General features: G+C 73.2%; 18 protein-coding genes. 11 read left to right on the top strand and 7 right to left on the bottom strand.

Features of this window, described 5'->3' with window-relative positions; translation table 11 throughout:
• The first annotated feature begins 99 nt into the window (after positions 1 to 99).
• The 3 genes from AB0873_RS15335 (at position 100) to AB0873_RS15325 (ending at position 3,362) form a co-directional block, all read left to right on the top strand.
• Positions 100 to 1,014 (top strand): MurR/RpiR family transcriptional regulator, encoded by a 915-nt coding sequence (locus AB0873_RS15335; protein ID WP_155330587.1) that lies wholly within the window; start codon positions 100 to 102, stop codon positions 1,012 to 1,014.
• Positions 1,011 to 1,955, top strand: a complete 945-nt coding sequence (gene murQ, locus AB0873_RS15330; RefSeq protein ID WP_366600354.1) for an N-acetylmuramic acid 6-phosphate etherase — start codon at positions 1,011 to 1,013, stop codon at positions 1,953 to 1,955. The genes AB0873_RS15335 and murQ overlap by 4 nt, the downstream gene beginning before the upstream one ends.
• 417 nt (positions 1,956 to 2,372) lie before the next feature.
• Positions 2,373 to 3,362: a sigma-70 family RNA polymerase sigma factor gene (locus AB0873_RS15325; RefSeq protein WP_366600352.1), complete on the top strand. Its 990-nt coding sequence runs from the start codon at positions 2,373 to 2,375 to the stop codon at positions 3,360 to 3,362.
• Between the two features lie 125 nt (positions 3,363 to 3,487).
• Here AB0873_RS15325 and AB0873_RS15320 read toward each other — a convergent pair whose 3' ends face one another.
• Positions 3,488 to 4,459 carry an NlpC/P60 family protein gene (locus AB0873_RS15320; protein ID WP_366600409.1) on the bottom strand — a complete coding sequence of 324 codons (972 nt, stop codon included), beginning with the start codon at positions 4,457 to 4,459 and terminating at the stop codon, positions 3,488 to 3,490.
• Between the two features lie 486 nt (positions 4,460 to 4,945).
• On the opposite strand from AB0873_RS15320, the gene AB0873_RS15315 reads away from it, so the two are divergent.
• Positions 4,946 to 5,473, top strand: a complete 528-nt coding sequence (locus AB0873_RS15315) for a DUF6232 family protein (protein WP_366600350.1) — start codon at positions 4,946 to 4,948, stop codon at positions 5,471 to 5,473.
• Between the two features lie 6 nt (positions 5,474 to 5,479).
• Here the strand turns inward: AB0873_RS15315 and AB0873_RS15310 are convergent, their stop codons facing one another.
• Together AB0873_RS15310 and AB0873_RS15305 are read right to left on the bottom strand one after the other, a co-directional pair.
• Positions 5,480 to 5,818 (bottom strand): DUF3817 domain-containing protein, encoded by a 339-nt coding sequence (locus AB0873_RS15310; protein ID WP_155330590.1) that lies wholly within the window; start codon positions 5,816 to 5,818, stop codon positions 5,480 to 5,482.
• A 25-nt stretch (positions 5,819 to 5,843) separates the two neighbouring features.
• Positions 5,844 to 6,269 (bottom strand): hypothetical protein, encoded by a 426-nt coding sequence (locus AB0873_RS15305; RefSeq protein WP_366600348.1) that lies wholly within the window; start codon positions 6,267 to 6,269, stop codon positions 5,844 to 5,846.
• Positions 6,270 to 6,392: 123 nt separating this feature from the next.
• Between AB0873_RS15305 and AB0873_RS15300 the strand changes: the two genes are divergently transcribed.
• From AB0873_RS15300 to AB0873_RS15290, 3 genes are read left to right on the top strand one after another with little or no spacing between them, the layout of a single operon-like run.
• Positions 6,393 to 6,713, top strand: coding sequence for a DUF6158 family protein (locus AB0873_RS15300; RefSeq protein WP_155330592.1), 321 nt, complete (start codon positions 6,393 to 6,395; stop codon positions 6,711 to 6,713).
• Positions 6,713 to 7,033: a hypothetical protein gene (locus tag AB0873_RS15295; protein WP_155330593.1), complete on the top strand. Its 321-nt coding sequence runs from the start codon at positions 6,713 to 6,715 to the stop codon at positions 7,031 to 7,033. Before AB0873_RS15300 ends, AB0873_RS15295 begins: the two co-directional genes overlap by 1 nt.
• 34 nt (positions 7,034 to 7,067) lie before the next feature.
• Positions 7,068 to 7,598 carry a DUF1360 domain-containing protein gene (locus AB0873_RS15290; protein ID WP_366600346.1) on the top strand — a complete coding sequence of 177 codons (531 nt, stop codon included), beginning with the start codon at positions 7,068 to 7,070 and terminating at the stop codon, positions 7,596 to 7,598.
• A gap of 54 nt (positions 7,599 to 7,652) precedes the next feature.
• Here AB0873_RS15290 and AB0873_RS15285 read toward each other — a convergent pair whose 3' ends face one another.
• From AB0873_RS15285 to AB0873_RS15275, 3 genes are all read right to left on the bottom strand, one after another.
• On the bottom strand, positions 7,653 to 7,850 hold the full coding sequence (locus AB0873_RS15285; protein WP_366600344.1) for a hypothetical protein: 198 nt from the start codon (positions 7,848 to 7,850) through the stop codon (positions 7,653 to 7,655).
• A gap of 71 nt (positions 7,851 to 7,921) precedes the next feature.
• Positions 7,922 to 8,158, bottom strand: a complete 237-nt coding sequence (locus AB0873_RS15280) for a hypothetical protein (protein WP_366600342.1) — start codon at positions 8,156 to 8,158, stop codon at positions 7,922 to 7,924.
• 151 nt (positions 8,159 to 8,309) lie between these two features.
• Entirely contained in the window at positions 8,310 to 9,407 is a 1,098-nt protein-coding gene (locus AB0873_RS15275) for a 3-deoxy-7-phosphoheptulonate synthase (protein WP_366600340.1), read from the bottom strand.
• 304 nt (positions 9,408 to 9,711) lie between these two features.
• Between AB0873_RS15275 and AB0873_RS15270 the strand changes: the two genes are divergently transcribed.
• Together AB0873_RS15270 and AB0873_RS15265 are read left to right on the top strand one after the other, a co-directional pair.
• Positions 9,712 to 10,866 (top strand): alkaline phosphatase PhoX, encoded by a 1,155-nt coding sequence (locus AB0873_RS15270; RefSeq protein ID WP_366600338.1) that lies wholly within the window; start codon positions 9,712 to 9,714, stop codon positions 10,864 to 10,866.
• 95 nt (positions 10,867 to 10,961) lie between these two features.
• On the top strand, positions 10,962 to 11,177 hold the full coding sequence (locus AB0873_RS15265; RefSeq protein ID WP_366600336.1) for a hypothetical protein: 216 nt from the start codon (positions 10,962 to 10,964) through the stop codon (positions 11,175 to 11,177).
• Here AB0873_RS15265 and AB0873_RS15260 read toward each other — a convergent pair.
• Entirely contained in the window at positions 11,152 to 11,895 is a 744-nt protein-coding gene (locus AB0873_RS15260) for a phosphodiesterase (protein ID WP_366600334.1), read from the bottom strand. The two genes, AB0873_RS15265 and AB0873_RS15260, sit on opposite strands and share 26 nt — an antisense overlap.
• Positions 11,896 to 12,059: 164 nt before the next feature.
• On the opposite strand from AB0873_RS15260, the gene AB0873_RS15255 reads away from it, so the two are divergent.
• Together AB0873_RS15255 and AB0873_RS15250 are read left to right on the top strand one after the other, a co-directional pair.
• A complete protein-coding gene (locus AB0873_RS15255) occupies positions 12,060 to 13,352 on the top strand; it encodes a pitrilysin family protein (protein ID WP_366600332.1) in 1,293 nt (430 codons plus the stop codon).
• Positions 13,349 to 14,695 carry a pitrilysin family protein gene (locus AB0873_RS15250; RefSeq protein WP_366600330.1) on the top strand — a complete coding sequence of 449 codons (1,347 nt, stop codon included), beginning with the start codon at positions 13,349 to 13,351 and terminating at the stop codon, positions 14,693 to 14,695. Before AB0873_RS15255 ends, AB0873_RS15250 begins: the two co-directional genes overlap by 4 nt.
• Positions 14,696 to 14,954: the final 259 nt, after the last annotated feature.

The raw sequence follows: 14,954 nt of genomic DNA, 5'->3' as shown, positions 1-14,954 counted from the left end.
GCAGGCTGGGCCACGAGCGACGTCCCGTGATCGGCGGTACTTCGCCCGACACGGGCGGTGGTGGTTGACGCTCACGCCTCATGAAAGTAAGTTTCATCCGTGGCGAAGAGTCCGAAGATTTCTGCGAGTCACGAGCCCGGTGGACTGATCGTCCACATCAGCGGGCTCCTGCCGTCGCTGTCCCCCGCGGAACAGCGGGTCGCCCGGCTGGTCGTGGCCGACCCGGCCGACGCCGCACGCCGGACGATCACCGACCTCGCCACCGCCGCCGAGACCTCGGAGGCGACCGTCATCCGGTTCTGCCGCTCGGTCGGCATGGACGGCTACCCGCAGCTACGGATCCGCCTCGCCGCCGAGGCCGCCCGCCGGGTCGAGCCGCCGGACGCCCGCGTCGTCGGCGGTGACATCCCGCCCGGAGCCGACCTGGCGCAGATCATCGCCACCATCGCCTTCAACGACGCCCGTGCCGTCGAGGAGACGGCGGAGCAACTGGACCCCGCGGTCTGCGAGCAGGTCGTCGAGGCGATCGCCGCCGCCGGCCGCATCGACGTCTACGGCGCCGGCGCCAGCGGCTTCGTCGCCTCCGACTTCCAGCAGAAGCTGCACCGCATCGGCCGGACCGCCTTCTACTTCCCGGACGTGCACACGGCCCTCACGTCGGCGGCGCTGCTCGGGCGGGGCGACATCGCCGTCGGCATCTCGCACACCGGCACCACGTCGGACGTGATCGAGGTGCTGGAACAGGCCCGTGCCCGCGGCGCGGCCACGGTGGCCCTGACCAACTTCCCCCGCTCGCCGATCACCGATGTCGCCGACTTCGTCCTGACCACCGCCGCGCGGGAGACCACGTACCGCTCGGGTGCCATGGCCAGCCGGCTCGCACAGCTCACCGTCGTCGACTGCCTGTTCGTCGGCGTGGCGGCGCGCAACCGGGCCCGGGCCCGCAAGGCGCTGGAGGTGACCGCCGACGCGGTCCAGTCGCACCGGGTCGGCTCGGCCCGGAGGCGGGCATGACCGCGGTGGAGCCGGACGAGGTGGCCGATACGGCACCCCCGGCGATCCGGGTCGGCGCGCCCACCGAGCGACGCAACCCGCGCAGTGTCGACCTGGACCTGATGACGACCCGGGACGTCGTCACGGTGATCAACGAGGCCGACCGGCGGGTACCGGCCGCGGTCGCCGGGGTCCTCGACCAGATCGCCGCCACCGTGGACCTGGCGGTGGTCGCGCTGCGTGCCGGCCACCGGGTGCACTACTTCGGCGCCGGCACCTCGGGCCGCCTCGGCGTCCTCGACGTGGCCGAACTCGCACCGACCTTCAACTCGCCGCGGCACTGGTTCTGCGCGCACCTCGCCGGCGGGACGGAGGCGATGTGGCGCGCCGTGGAGAACGCCGAGGACGACGACCGGGGCGGTGCGGCCGAGGTGGCCGAATGTGTCGACGCCGGTGACGTCGTGGTCGGGCTCGCCGCGAGCGGGCGCACCCCGTACGTGCTGGGTGCGCTGGCCGCGGCGCGGGCCAAGGGGGCCGCGACGGTGCTGCTCTGCGCGAACCCGGAGGCCGAGGCCGCCCGGTCGGTCGACGTGTTCATCGGGGTGGACACCGGACCCGAGGTCGTCACCGGGTCGACCCGGATGAAGGCGGGCACAGCGCAGAAGCTGGTGTTGAACACCTTCTCCACGGCGGTGATGGTCCGTCTGGGCCGGGTCTACTCGAACCTCATGATCGACATGGTGGCCACCAACGCCAAGCTGCGGGGCCGGATGATCTCGATCCTGATGGAGGCCACCGGGTGCAGCGAGGAGATCTCCCGGCGGGCGCTGCACGAGGCCGACGGTGACCTGAAGACCGCCCTGGTCTCGCTCGTGTCCGGGGCCGGCGTCAGCGCCGCACGGGCCGCTCTCGCCCGCTCGGAGCACCACGTCCGCGACGCTCTCGCGCTGCTCGCGTCCTGAGCCCACGCCGGCCCGCGCGGCGCCGGGCATAGATCCGCCCCCCGGATTGTTCATCGGGGCGTGGGGTATTTACCACGGGTGTGGATGAACCGACCGGTCCACCGACGCGTATCTGGCAGTGACCAGGATCGCAGCTCGGTGGTGACCCGGGTCGCTGTGCCCCTGGGCCGGGCAGTGCTGCCATGGACCGCAGGGGGACGGTGAACCGTCGATCCATCAGCCCGTACGTGGTACCCGCCGGAGAGCCGCCACATGGGCGCTGACAGCAAACATGGACCGTGCTCCCAGCTGATTATCAGGCATTCGTGACACTTTCGACTCACGACATGGAATCCCCGACGCGTCTCATCTGTTGTGTAGGTGTCAGCACCGATGGGCACAGCGGAAGTTACGGGGAGGGAGCTGACGGACGTGGGGATGGCAAGGAACCGGGCAACCGGCGCGAGCGAGGGGACCGTGGGCAACGTGGACAAGAACATCGGCATGCGTACCGACGAGGTCGCCGAGGAGCGCGACCTGGTCGGCGTCTACCTTCACGAGATCTCCCGGACGCCGCTGCTGGACGCCGCCATGGAGGTCGACCTCTCCAAGGCGATCGAGGCCGGTCTGTACGCCGAGCACCTGCTCGACGAGGACCGCGTCCCGGCCGGTGTCGAGCGGGAGGAGCTCGAGCGGGTGGTCGCCGAGGGTGATCGGGCCAAGGACCTGTTCATCCGGGCCAACCTGCGGCTGGTCGTGTCGATCGCCCGGCGGTACGTCCGCTCCGGGATGCCCATGCTGGACCTGATCCAGGAGGGCAACACCGGCCTGGTCCGGGCCGTCGAGAAGTTCGACTACGAGCGCGGCTTCAAGTTCTCCACCTACGCGACCTGGTGGATCCGTCAGGCCATCAGCCGGGCGATCGCCCAGCAGGAGCGCACCGTACGCCTGCCGGTGCACCTCGTGGAGGACGTCAACCGGATGCGCAACGTGGCCCGGCAGCTCACCCGCGAGCTGGGCAGCGACCCGGAGCCGGAGCAGATCGCGGCGGCGCTCGGCGTCACCGTCGAGCGGGTCAACGAGCTGGTGCGCTGGTCGCAGGACACCGTGTCGCTGGACACGCCGGTCGGCGACGACGGCGACACCAACCTCGGTGACCTGGTGGCCGACAGCGACGCGCCGTCGCCGGAGGAGATCGTCCTCACCGGGCTGGAGCGGCAGCGCATCGAGGGTCTGCTCAACCACCTCGACGACCGTTCGGCCGGCATCATGCGGGCGCGGTACGGCCTCGAGGACGGCCGGGAGCACTCGCTCACCGAGGTGGCCTCGCGGTTCTCGCTCTCCCGGGAGCGGATCCGGCAGCTGGAGATCCAGGCTCTCGGCCGGCTGCGCGAGCTGGCGCGGGCCGAGGGGCTCCAGGCCGCCTGAGGCCGGGCGGCTCCAGGCCGCCTAGCTGGGCCGACAGGCTTCTGACCAGGTGAACTGATAGGAATGACGGGGAACGGCCGGCGTCCGATAGGGGGACGCCGGCCGTTCGTCGTACCGGGACGGGATCAGCGGACCCGGCCGTAGCCCACGATCGACATGATGTTCATGTCCCGCTTGAGCACGTTTCGGCCGGCACTGGGCGCGTCGATGATCTGACCGCCGCCGACGTACAGGGCGACGTGCCCCAGGCCGCTGTAGAAGACCAGGTCGCCGGGGCGCAGGTCGCCGCGACCGATGTGGGCCACCGCACCCCACTGCATCCGGGTGTTGTGCGGCAACGACTTCCCGGCCGCGCGCCAGGCCGCCGAGGTCAGCCCCGAGCAGTCGTACCCGTCGGGGCCGTCCGCGCCCCACCGGTAGGGCTTGCCCAGGGCACCGTACGCGTAGCGGACCGCGACACCGGCGGACCCGGCGATCGCCGGCGCCTGCTGGGCGCTGTCCCGGCGTGCCGCCGGAGCCTCGGTGGCCCGTCCGTACGCCTGCCGGCGCAGCTCGTACAGCGACGCCAGGTCGCGCTCGATCCGCTTGCGGGCGTTGGTCAGCTCCCGTGCCTGTGCCGCCTGCCGTTCCAGCGTCACGTCCAGGTGGGTCTTCTCCTCGATCAGGCGGCGCTGATCTTCGGTGAACGCGGCGATCCGTTGCTGCCGCTCGCGGGTGAGGTGCCCGACGGTCGCCAACCGGTCCACCAGCGACGAGGCGTCGCCCGGCCGCAGCAGCGCCGCCGCGGTGTCGAGGTTGCCGGTCTTGTACGCGGTAACGGCGAGCTCGCTGACGTCGGCGCGGCTCCGCTCGGCCTGCTCCTGCAGGGGCCCGATCCGGTCCTGTAATCGGGCCACCGTCTTCTCGTTCGCCTTGATCTGCTCGTTGACGGCGTTGTACGCCTCCACGACGCGTTCCAGGTCCGCGGAGGCCTTCTCGATCCGCCGGGTCAACTCGGCGGGGGTCGGTTCGGCCCGGGCGGGCACGGCCGGTGCGACCAGCGCGGCCGACACCACCGCGACCGCGAGGGCGCGCAGCGTGTTCCGGATGGACGACAAGAGCGTGAGCTCCTCTCCCACCGCCACCAGGGTGTGCTGAGGCCCCGGTGGCGCCGGCCCGTGCCGTCCGGATGGACGGCGGTCGACAGGCCAACCCGGACAACCTAACCCGGGGCAGGAGTCGTCCGCAGTGGAAGCAGGGGCGAATGTTGCGAAACAGCAGCAAGTGAACATGAGTGTCGTCACGGTACGTGCTTGGCGCACGGGACGGCTGCGAGCGGCTTGTCCGGTGAGCCGGATGTGTCACCTTCGTCGTTCTCGGCGGATGCTGTCGGTGCCTGGCGCGCTATGCCGGATAAGACGGACTTGCCGGCTCGTATCCGGCGGCGGCCACCATCCGAGACGACGCCAGCCTCGGCAAATCCGATCCGGCTGCTGGCGGAGGGGCCACACAATGGGCCCCGGAGCCGGGAGTCCCGTCGACGGGCAATACCGCATACGGCGGGTGTCACCCCGACCCGGCCCCCGAGCCGCGGGAGGACAGCCGTGGACCCGAACACCAGCACCCGACCGAAGCAGTCACCCACCGGCGCCGCCCGGCCGCGCTCCACGCTGCTCTACGCCCGGCCCGGGATCGTCGTCACCGTCGACCGGTTCACCGTCGGCCGCAGCAGCTGGCCGGTGGCCGAACTCACCCACCTGCACACCACCCGCGGGCCGCACGACCGCGTCGCCGTCCGGGCCGTCGTCGTCACCGGCGGAATGGTCACCGGCGTCGGGCTGCTCGTGGGCTTCACCGGCGGCCTGCACCGGCTCACCGCCGGGGCGTACCTGATCCTGGGGGCGGTGTTCCTGCTGCCGGTGCTGCTGGCGATCGTGGGCGACCGCTGGCGGCCGCCCGCGTACGAGCTGTGGGGCCGGCGCCGTGGCACCGACGAACTGCTCTTCTCCAGCGACGACGAGCGGCAGTTCGGACAGGTGACCCGCGCGCTGCGCCGGGCCGTGGAGATGAACCGGTACGGCGGCTGGGAGGACCCGCTCGCCTCCGCCGACCCGTGGCGGCCGGTGCGCTGACCCGAGTCAGGAAGTGGGCGCGCCGGCGACCGGCTCAGGGGTCGACTCGACGCGCTCGGTCACCCAGGTGCTCACCCGTCGCTCCGCGAAGAACGAGACGAACGGCACGGTACCGGCCAGCATCACGAGGATCATGCGCTTCAGCGGCCAGCCCGCCCGCCGGGCCAGGTCGAACGTGGCCACCAGGTAGACCATGTAGAGGAAGCCGTGGGCCTGGCCCACCGTCTCCACCACGACCGGGTTGTCGAAGCCGTACTTCAGCGGCATGCCGATCACCACCAGCAGGATCAGCGCCACGCCGACGATCCAGGCGATCACTCGGTACCGGGTCAGGGCTGCGCCCACCGTCGTCCGTCCTTCCGACCCGGCCTCAACCGGGGTAGTCGCCGGGCCGGGCGCCCGGGTTGTCGTTCAACCATCGCAGGTAGCGGTTGTAGGCGGCGAGGTCGGCGTCCTCGCCCCCGGGCACGGGAACCGTGGTGCGGGGGACCCGCACGGGTCGGCGTACCGGTGGACGCGTCACGGCGGCCGGGGACTCCCCGGCCGGCCGCGGGTCGGCGGCCGCCGGCTCCTCGGACGGCCCGGTCGGGTCACGCAACGCGTGCCGGACCTCCCGCCACCACACGAAGACCACGAAGCCGGCGAAGACCGGCCACTCCACGGCGTAGCCCCAGCTGATCGCGTTGCCGCCGGCCGCGCGGCTGAGCTGCCACCAGCCCAGGGCGAGGAAGGCCCCGACCAGCACGACCATGGCCACGTGGCGCGCGATCCACGCCGGGGTCCAGAGCCGCTTCATGGCATCGAGGGTACCGGGGCCGGAGACGGTCTCCGACGCGGTGTCGTAGTCGGGGCGGGTTTGGTGGCACCCGGTGTGGGCAACCGTCTAGACGCCAGCCCAAACCAGACCAGGGGGGCGACGATGACCGGATCCGTACGACAGGACGAATTTCCGAGCCCGGAGCAGCGGATGCCCGAGTGGGACGGGGACCATGTGCACGACATGGCCAGCGGCGACGTGGACACCGACGGTGAGCTGGTCGGCATCGACCCCGCCGAACTCGGCGACGACGACCTGATCCGCGAGATGCACAGCCTGCACCGCACCCGGCTCGACACCCTGCGCCACGCCACCGACTCGGCGCTCGCGAACCACCTGCGGCGCACGGCCGAGCTGGAGACCGAGTACCTGGCCCGGCACCCGGGGCGGGAAGTCGACCCGAGCCGGCTGAGGGACGCCTGATGGCGTCCGCCGAGCGGGGCATGTCGGCGCCGCCGGAGGTGGTGTTCAACACGGCCACCGACCCGGACCGGGCGTCGGCGTGGCTGCCCGAGCCGCTGCGCGGCGACGGGACGCCGGCCGAGCACGTCAGCGAGGAGGAGCTGACGGCCCGCTGGCGGGCCGCCGGGGAGTGGACCGCCGAGCTCCGGGTCGATCCGGCCGATGCCGGTGGCGCCCGGACCCGGCTCGACGTGACCGGTGACGACACCGCCGACCGGCTCGCCGACGAGGCCCTGGAGAGCCTCGCCCGCGAGGTGGCGGACAACCTCCAGGCCGGCTGAGCCGGTGCGGGAAACCAGTACCGAGGGAGACCGGGTGACCGACCTGAACGAGAAGGTGGCGCGGCTACGCCGGGCGTACGCGCCGCACGAGCACCGACCGCTCGGTGGCTACCTCGTGGCCATGGGCACCTACGCCGGGGTGGCCGCGACGATCGCGGCGGTGGTGAAGGGCACCGGCCGGCCGGTGCCGGAGCGTCCGGCGCCCGCCGACGTGGTGCTGCTGTCCATCGCGACGCACAAGCTCAGCCGGCTGCTGTCGAAGGACGCGGTGACGAGCCCGTTGCGGGCGCCGTTCACGCGGTACGAGCGGCCGATCGGCAGCGGCGAGGTGATGGAGGAGGTCCGCGACTCGGGCAGCGGCACCCGGCACGCGGTCGGGGAGCTGCTGAGCTGCCCGTTCTGCCTCGCCGTGTGGGTGGCGACCGGGCTCACCGGCGGGCTGGTGCTGGCGCCCCGGCTGACCCGCCTCGTCGCCACCGCGCTCACCGCCGTGGCGGCGTCCGACTTCCTCCAGATGGCGTACGCGGTCGCCCAGCAGGCCGCCGAGGGCGACGACGAGGACTGAGTACGTGGAAGGGGCCCGGCGTCGGCGCGCCGGCCCCCCTTTCACGTGTATCGGTCAGCTCTCCTCGCCGGACCAGCCGCGCGGCGACTCCTCCTCGTGCTCCTCTTCGTCCTCGTCGCCGGTGATGATGTCCCGGTCGACCGCCGTGCGGTCGTGCTCGTTGGCGAAGTCCGGCTCCGGCAGCGTGTCCCGGCCGCCCGGCGGTTGGCCGAGCGCCGCCAGCTTCTCGTGCTGGTCCTCGTGGTGCGACATGTCGCTCTCCTTCGCGCCGAGCTGGGGGTGGGGGTCCGTACGGTCCCGCCGACGGGGAGCGGGCCGTGGCGTCAGGTGACCGAGCCGCCGAGGAGGTCGGCCGCCTCATCGACCGAGTACTCACCCTGAGGCAGCGCGGAGATCCGGGTGAGCAGCTCCGCCGGCAACTCGGCGGCGACGGCCCGCCGGTGGATGTCGCTCTGGCTGATCCGCTCCTGACCGCGGTAGAGGTCCTCGAGCAGGTCGTCGAGGCGCCGGACGGCCGACTCGGTCCCCGGGGCCTGGGTCACAGGTGGGTTATCGGTCACGCCGCCCACCTACCCGCCGCCGTTCCCCCCAAACGCCTCCGCCCGCCGCGCCGGCCTTTGTCGATCAAGAGGGTTTCGTGCTGAGGTCCGGCGTGTCGTGACCGGAACCTCTTGATCAACAAGGCGCGGCGCGGCGCGGGGCGGCGGGGGGTCAGGCCGCGGTTGGGGCGGGGGTGCGGCGGCGGGACCGGACCGCCACCGCCAGGTCCCGCAGGACCTCCGACGTGGTGTCCCAGCCGATGCAGGCGTCGGTGATCGACTGGCCGTAGGTCAGCTCGCGGGTCGGGTCCAGGTCCTGGCGGCCCGAAAGCAGGAAGCTCTCCAGCATCACGCCGACGATGCCGCGCTGCCCGGCCGCGAGCTGGGCGGCCACGTCGGCGGCGACCAGCGGCTGGTTGCGGTGGTCCTTGCCGCTGTTGGCGTGGCTGGCGTCGATGACCAGGCGCTCGGGCAGCCCGGCCGCGCGCAGCAGCTCCAGCGCGCCCGCCACCGACCCGGCGTCGTAGTTCGGCCGGCCGCCGCCGCCGCGCAGCACCAGGTGACCGTCCGCGTTGCCCCGGGTGTGCATGATCGCCGGGGTGCCCGAGACGTCGATGCCGGGGAACACGTGCGGCACGCCGGCCGCCCGGATGGCGTCGACCGCGGTGGAGATGCTGCCGTCCGGGCGGTTCTTCATGCCGATCGGCATGGACAGGCCGGAGGCGAGCTGCCGGTGCACCTGGCTCTCGACCGTACGCGCGCCGATCGCACCCCACGCCACCGTGTCGGCGATGTACTGCGGGGTGATCGGGTCGAGGAACTCGCAGCCCACCGGGAGCCCCAGCCGCAGCACGTCGAGCAGCAGCGCGCGGGCCTTCCTCAGGCCGGTGTTCACGTCGCCGGAACCGTCCAGCCCCGGGTCGTTGATGAGGCCCTTCCAGCCGACCGTCGACCGCGGCTTCTCGAAGTACACCCGCATCACCACGAGCAGGTCGTCGGCGAGCCGCTCGGCGGCCTCGCGGAGCCGGTGAGCGTACTCGAGGGCGGCGGCCGGGTCGTGCACCGAGCACGGGCCGACCACCACCAGCAGGCGGTCGTCGGCGCGGTCCAGCACCCGGCCGACCGCGCGTCGGCCGGTGAGCACGGCCGAGGCGAGCTCGTCGTCCAGGGGCAGGTGGTGGTGCAACAGTGCCGGGGTGGTCAGCGGCACCACGCGGTCGATCCGCTGATCGCTGACCCGGTCCGTCTCCGGGGTCGTCACGGTGGGCATCCTTCCGCCGACCGTGCCGGGGCCGGTGCCCGGGACGAGCCGGCTGCTCGTACGCGAAAGGGCAGGAACCTCAAGCTCCTGCCCGGCCGGCTCGTGTGCGGTGACGTCAGATCACGATGAGGTCACCGGCTGGCGAGCCGGCTGCCTAAACCATCGATACGACCGCGTCACGTCGGCCAGCGTACCCGATCCGACGGCGAGGGCTCACCCGGACGTCCGGAAAGCCTCGCCTCACGTTCACCTCCGTCGATGGAGTGGGCGGTAACTTCAGCGCCACCGCTCGCTGCTCCCACGGAGGTTCCCGATGGACCGTCGTACTCTCCTGCGCGCCGGCGTCGCCGGCGGCGCCGCCGCCTTCTCCGGCAGTCTCTGGGCCGGCGCCGCGATGGCCGCCCCGGCCCAGCCCGGCGCCAGCCCCTACGGCCCGCTCCAGCCGGCCGACGCCCGCGGCATCCAACTGCCCGCGGGCTTCACCAGCCGGATCATCGCCCGGTCCCGGCAGGCCGTCACCGGCACGTCGTACACCTGGCACGACGCGCCCGACGGCGGTGCCTGCTTCGCCGCCGGCACCGGCTGGATCTACGTCTCCAACTCCGAGATCAACCCGGGGGGTGGTGCGTCGGCGGTGCGGTTCAACTCCGACGGCAGCATCGCCTCGGCGTACCGGATCCTGTCCAACACCCGGCAGAACTGCGCGGGCGGTGCGACGCCGTGGGGGACCTGGCTCTCCTGCGAGGAGGTCAGCCGCGGCTACGTGTACGAGACGTACCCGCAGGGCGGCACGGCCGCGGTGCGGCGAGCCGCGATGGGCCAGTTCAAGCACGAGGCCGCCGCCTGCGACCCGGTCCGTCAGGTGATCTACCTGACCGAGGACGAGAGCAGCGGCTGCTTCTACCGGTTCCGCCCGACCACCTGGGGCAACCTCTCCAGCGGCACCCTGGAGGTGCTGGTGGCCGGCACCGCCACCAGCGGGCCGGTGACCTGGGCCCGGGTACCCGACCCGGACGGCTCACCGACGTACACGCGCAACCAGGTCTCCGGGGCGAAGAAGTTCAACGGCGGCGAGGGCTGCTGGTACGCCGACGGGACCTGCTGGTTCACCACCAAGGGCGACAACCGGGTCTGGGCGTACGACGCGGTCAACCAGCGCATCGACCTCGCGTACGACGACTCGCTCGTCTCCGGGACCGCGCCGCTGACCGGCGTGGACAACATCACCGGCTCCCGCTCCGGTGACCTCTTCGTCGCCGAGGACGGCGGCAACATGGAGATCAACATCATCACGCCCAGCGAGGTGGTGGCCCCGTTCCTGCGGATCACCGGCCAGTCCTCGTCGGAGATCTGCGGCCCGGCGTTCTCGCCCGACGGCACCCGGTTCTACTTCTCGTCGCAGCGGGGCACGTCCGGCTCGTCGTCCGGCGGCATCACGTACGAGGTGCGCGGGCCGTTCCGCTCCTGAGCTGTTAGGAAGGGTCCCTTTTGCTGCGCCAGGCGTTAACAAGGGGCCCTTCCTTTCACGCGTGCAGGGGGTGGGCGGGGGGTATGAGGGCCGGCATGAGTGACGAGCGAAGCGACCAGGAGCGGATCGAGTCCCGCGCGCACCTGCTGCCGGAGGAGGCGAGCGTCGGCAGCGACAACCCGGAGGCGCAGGCGGACGCCATCCTCGCCGAGTCGGACATCCGCGAGGCCGACCGGAACGCCGCCCCCGACACCGTGCTGGAGCAGCGCACCTCCGACCAGACGGTCACCCCGAGCGAGCCCCCGGACTGACCCGCCCCGATGTCGGCGCCGCCCCCCGCGTCCGCCGGGACGCGCGGTAGGTGACCTGGCGCAGCCAGGCGAGCGGCCCGACCGCCCGGAGCCCGGGCGGCAGGTTCCCGATCGGATCGAACGCGAGGGCGGCGTCCTCCCGGGCACCGAGCTGGGTGCCGATGCTCACCTGGCCGAACGGCCGCCACGGCCCGACCGCGGACGCCACCGCGAGCACCAGGCGGGGCGCGTCCGAGCGGGCCGCGGCGGTCACCTCGGCCAGGTCACGACCGAGGTCCACCGACTCCGGATCGGCCAGCGCCGCCAGGAACAGCCGCCGCCGACCCGCCCGGTAGGGCATGACCGTCGTGTAGGTCCCGGCGACCCGGCGTCGGGGCAGTGGGACGTGACGCAGCACCGGCGCCGCCCCGGCCGAGCTGACCAGCAGGTCGAAGGGTCGGTCGGCGCCGTGCCGCACGCGGACCGCCAGCCCCAGCACGTCCGGCCAGCCGTCCGGGGTCGGCACCCCCTTGGAGAGCCGCACCACCGCCGGGTACCGACCGGGCCGGTCGAACAGCGGCACCCCGGTCGGCGGCCCCGGCAACCCCCAGACCGTCACCTCGCCGGTGAACGAGCGGCCCCGCGGATGCAGCAACCGCGCCCGGCGCAGCCGGGTCAGGGCGGTGGTGAGCCCGTCCACGACGAGGGCGGCCCGGTCCAGGGCGGCGGCAGGCGACATGCCCCTCCGGTACCCGACGGCCGGCCGTCGATACCTGCCGCCCACCGCGCCGCCCACCGCGCCGCCCGCCGTCCCCGGCGAGACGGCCGATCCGGCGACACCGGGCCGAGCCCCCCGCACCGGCGTGTCGCGTTTCCGCCCGCGAGATCGGATAGCGTCGTGCCATGCCCGACAGCGGTTACCCCTGGCCCATCGAGACGACGCGACTGGACAACGGCCTCCGCGTGGTGGTGAGCGAGGACCGCACCGCCCCCGCCGTGGCCGTGAACCTCTGGTACGACGTCGGCTCCCGCCACGAGCCGGAGGGGCAGACCGGCTTCGCCCACCTCTTCGAGCACCTGATGTTCGAGGGCTCGGTCAACGTCGCCAAGACCGAGCACATGAAGCTGGTGCAGGGCTGCGGCGGGTCGCTCAACGCCACCACCAACCCGGACCGCACCAACTACTTCGAGACCGTCCCCGCCGAGCACCTGGAACTGGCGCTCTGGCTGGAGGCCGACCGGATGGGCGGGCTGATCCCGGCGCTCACCCAGGAGACGCTGGACAACCAGCGGGACGTGGTGAAGAACGAGCGGCGGCAGCGCTACGAGAACGTCCCGTACGGCGACGCGTGGCTGCGACTCCTGCCGCTGCTGTACCCGCCCGGGCACCCGTACCACCACGCGACGATCGGCTCGATGGCCGACCTGAACGCCGCCGACCTCGCCACGTTCCAGGCGTTCCACGCGACCTACTACGCCCCGAACAACGCGGTGCTCACCGTGGTCGGCGACGCCTCCGCCGCCGAGGTGTACGCCCTCGCCGAGAAGTACTTCGGCGCGATCCCGCCCCGGCCGGAGATCCCGTCCGCGCCGGACGGCCGGCACGTCCCGGCCACCGGCGTGCCGGCGGTGGAGAGCGTCGTCACCGACGTGCCCGCGCCCCGCGTGTACGTCGCGCACCGCACCCACCCCTTCGGCAGCCCCGGGTACGACGTCGTGACCGTGCTCGCCACCGTCCTCGGCAGCGGCCGGGGCAGCCGCCTCTACCAGCGGCTCGCCGAGGGTGAGCGGATCGCGCAGCCGGACCTGGTCGGGGCGTACGGGGTGGACCTGGCCCACGCCCCGGCTCCGCTGATCGCCACCGCCACCGCCCGGCCCGGCGTGACCGCCGAGCGGTTGACCGCCGGGCTCGCCGAGGTGGTCGACGAGCTGGCCTCCGTGCCGGTCACCGCCGCCGAGCTGGACCGCGCCAAGGCGCTGCTCAGCACGGCCTGGTGGCGGCAGATGTCCAGCGTGGAGGGCCGGGCGGACGTGCTCGGTCGGTACGCCACCCAGTTCGGCGACCCGAGGAAGGCCGCGGAGCGGCTGCCTGCCTGGCTGGCGGTGACCGGCGAGCAGATCGCGGAGGTCGCCGCCGACGTGCTCGCCGGTCCCGACCGGGTGACCCTGACCTACGTGTCCGAGGAGACCTCATGACGCTGATCACCACCCGTCCCGGCGCGGGAGCCGCCCGCCCGTACCGGTTCCCGCAGGTGGTCCGGCGCACCGTGGCCGGTGGGCAGGTGGTCGCCGCGCACCTGCCGGGGCAGACCCTCGCCGTCGCGCTGCTGCTGCTCGACGCCGGCGCCGGGCGCGAACCGGGCGGCAAGGAGGGGCTCGGCGGGGTGCTCGCCAAGGCCCTGGAGGAGGGGACGGCCCAGCGCGACGCGACCGCGTACGCCCTGGCCATCGAGGCGCTCGGCACCGAGCTGGTGACCGGGCTGGACTGGGACTCGTTCCAGGTGAGCGTGCAGGTGCCGGTGGACCGGCTGCCCGCCGCGGTGGAGCTGTTCGCCGAGGCGGTGCGGACCCCACGGCTGGACCCGGACGACGTCCGGCGGGTCCGCGACGACGAGGCCACCGCGCTGCGCATGGACTGGGCGAACCCGGGCCCGCGGGCGGACGCGGCGCTGCGGGCCGACCTGTTCGGTGCCGGGAACCGCTGGGGTCGCCCCCTCTACGGTGACCCGGACTCGGTCGCGGCGCTGGACGTCGAGGACGTACGGGTCTTCCACTCCGAGTGGTTCATCCGGCCGGGCACCCTGGTCGTCGCCGGCGACCTGGACCGGCTCGACCTGGACGTCCTCGGAGCGGCCGCCTTCGCCGGCACCGGCGGCGGGTTGGTGGACCGGGGCGGACCGATCCCGGTGACCCCGCGCGACGGGCGCCGGATCGTCCTCGTCGACCGGCCGGGCTCGGTGCAGTCGACGCTGCGGCTCGGCCACCCGTCACCGCACCGCGCCCACCCCGACCACGTGCCGACGACCCTCGCCGGCACCGTGCTCGGCGGCGCGTTCACCTCCCGGCTGAACCACCTGATCCGCGAGGTGCGCGGCTACACGTACGGCATCCGGGGGGACTTCGCCGCGTCCCGCCGGTTCGGGCGGTTCGCGGTCGCCTCCGGGGTGCAGACGGCGGTGACCGCACCCGCCCTGGTCGAGGCGGTCGGCGAGATCACCCGGACCCAGGAGACCGGGGTGACCGAGGAGGAGCTCGCGGTCGCGCGCTCCTGGCGGGCCGGGCAGCTCTCGGTCGAGTTGCAGACCCCGCGCGCGATCGCCGGGGCGCTGGCCACCCTGGTCGTCCACGACCTGCCCGACGACTACCACGCCCGCCTGCGCGAGGAGCTGCTGGCCGCCGACGTCGACCGGGTCTCGGCCGCCGCCGCCACCCACCTTCACCCCGGGTCGCTGACGCTGGTGATCGAGGGCGACGCGGCCCTCATCCGCGACGACCTACTGGCGACCGACCTGGGGGAGATCGTCACCACGACCCCGTGAGGGGACGCAGCGCCACGCCGCGGCTGCGCACGCGCCCCCAAGATCCGCGCACTTTCCCGGAAAGAGTGCTCATTCCGCGCCCCGAGGCCACTCTCTCCGTGAAAGTGCGGCCACTCCGGCGGCGCGGCGGGTGGCGGTCGCCCCCGGCGGTGGGTGGCGGTCGCTCCAGCGGCGGCCGGTGTGATGTCGGTCGCGTCCCCGGGAACGGGAGCGGTTCTGGTGGGGTGGCGTGGGCCCCGGGGCCGGTCGGCGATGCTGC

Origin of the sequence: Micromonospora sp. NPDC047707 (assembly GCF_040704235.1) — a bacterium.
In the GTDB taxonomy this organism is placed as follows: Bacteria; Actinomycetota; Actinomycetes; order Mycobacteriales; family Micromonosporaceae; genus Micromonospora.
The sequence above is the reverse complement of the archived record's forward strand: the minus strand, read 5'-3'. Positions and strand labels throughout refer to the sequence as shown.

Bases quoted from the DNA above. Each gene is read 5' to 3' on its own strand.
- AB0873_RS15255 (WP_366600332.1), top strand. From the start codon at position 12,060: ATGCCCGACAGCGGTTACCCCTGGCCCATCGAGACGACGCGACTGGAC.
- AB0873_RS15305 (WP_366600348.1), bottom strand. From the start codon at position 6,269: ATGAAGCGGCTCTGGACCCCGGCGTGGATCGCGCGCCACGTGGCCATG.
- AB0873_RS15285 (WP_366600344.1), bottom strand. From the start codon at position 7,850: ATGTCGCACCACGAGGACCAGCACGAGAAGCTGGCGGCGCTCGGCCAA.
- AB0873_RS15295 (WP_155330593.1), top strand. From the start codon at position 6,713: ATGGCGTCCGCCGAGCGGGGCATGTCGGCGCCGCCGGAGGTGGTGTTC.
- AB0873_RS15265 (WP_366600336.1), top strand. From the start codon at position 10,962: ATGAGTGACGAGCGAAGCGACCAGGAGCGGATCGAGTCCCGCGCGCAC.
- AB0873_RS15275 (WP_366600340.1), bottom strand. From the start codon at position 9,407: ATGCCCACCGTGACGACCCCGGAGACGGACCGGGTCAGCGATCAGCGG.
- AB0873_RS15325 (WP_366600352.1), top strand. From the start codon at position 2,373: ATGGCAAGGAACCGGGCAACCGGCGCGAGCGAGGGGACCGTGGGCAAC.
- murQ (WP_366600354.1), top strand. From the start codon at position 1,011: ATGACCGCGGTGGAGCCGGACGAGGTGGCCGATACGGCACCCCCGGCG.
- AB0873_RS15260 (WP_366600334.1), bottom strand. From the start codon at position 11,895: ATGTCGCCTGCCGCCGCCCTGGACCGGGCCGCCCTCGTCGTGGACGGG.
- AB0873_RS15300 (WP_155330592.1), top strand. From the start codon at position 6,393: ATGACCGGATCCGTACGACAGGACGAATTTCCGAGCCCGGAGCAGCGG.
- AB0873_RS15250 (WP_366600330.1), top strand. From the start codon at position 13,349: ATGACGCTGATCACCACCCGTCCCGGCGCGGGAGCCGCCCGCCCGTAC.
- AB0873_RS15270 (WP_366600338.1), top strand. From the start codon at position 9,712: ATGGACCGTCGTACTCTCCTGCGCGCCGGCGTCGCCGGCGGCGCCGCC.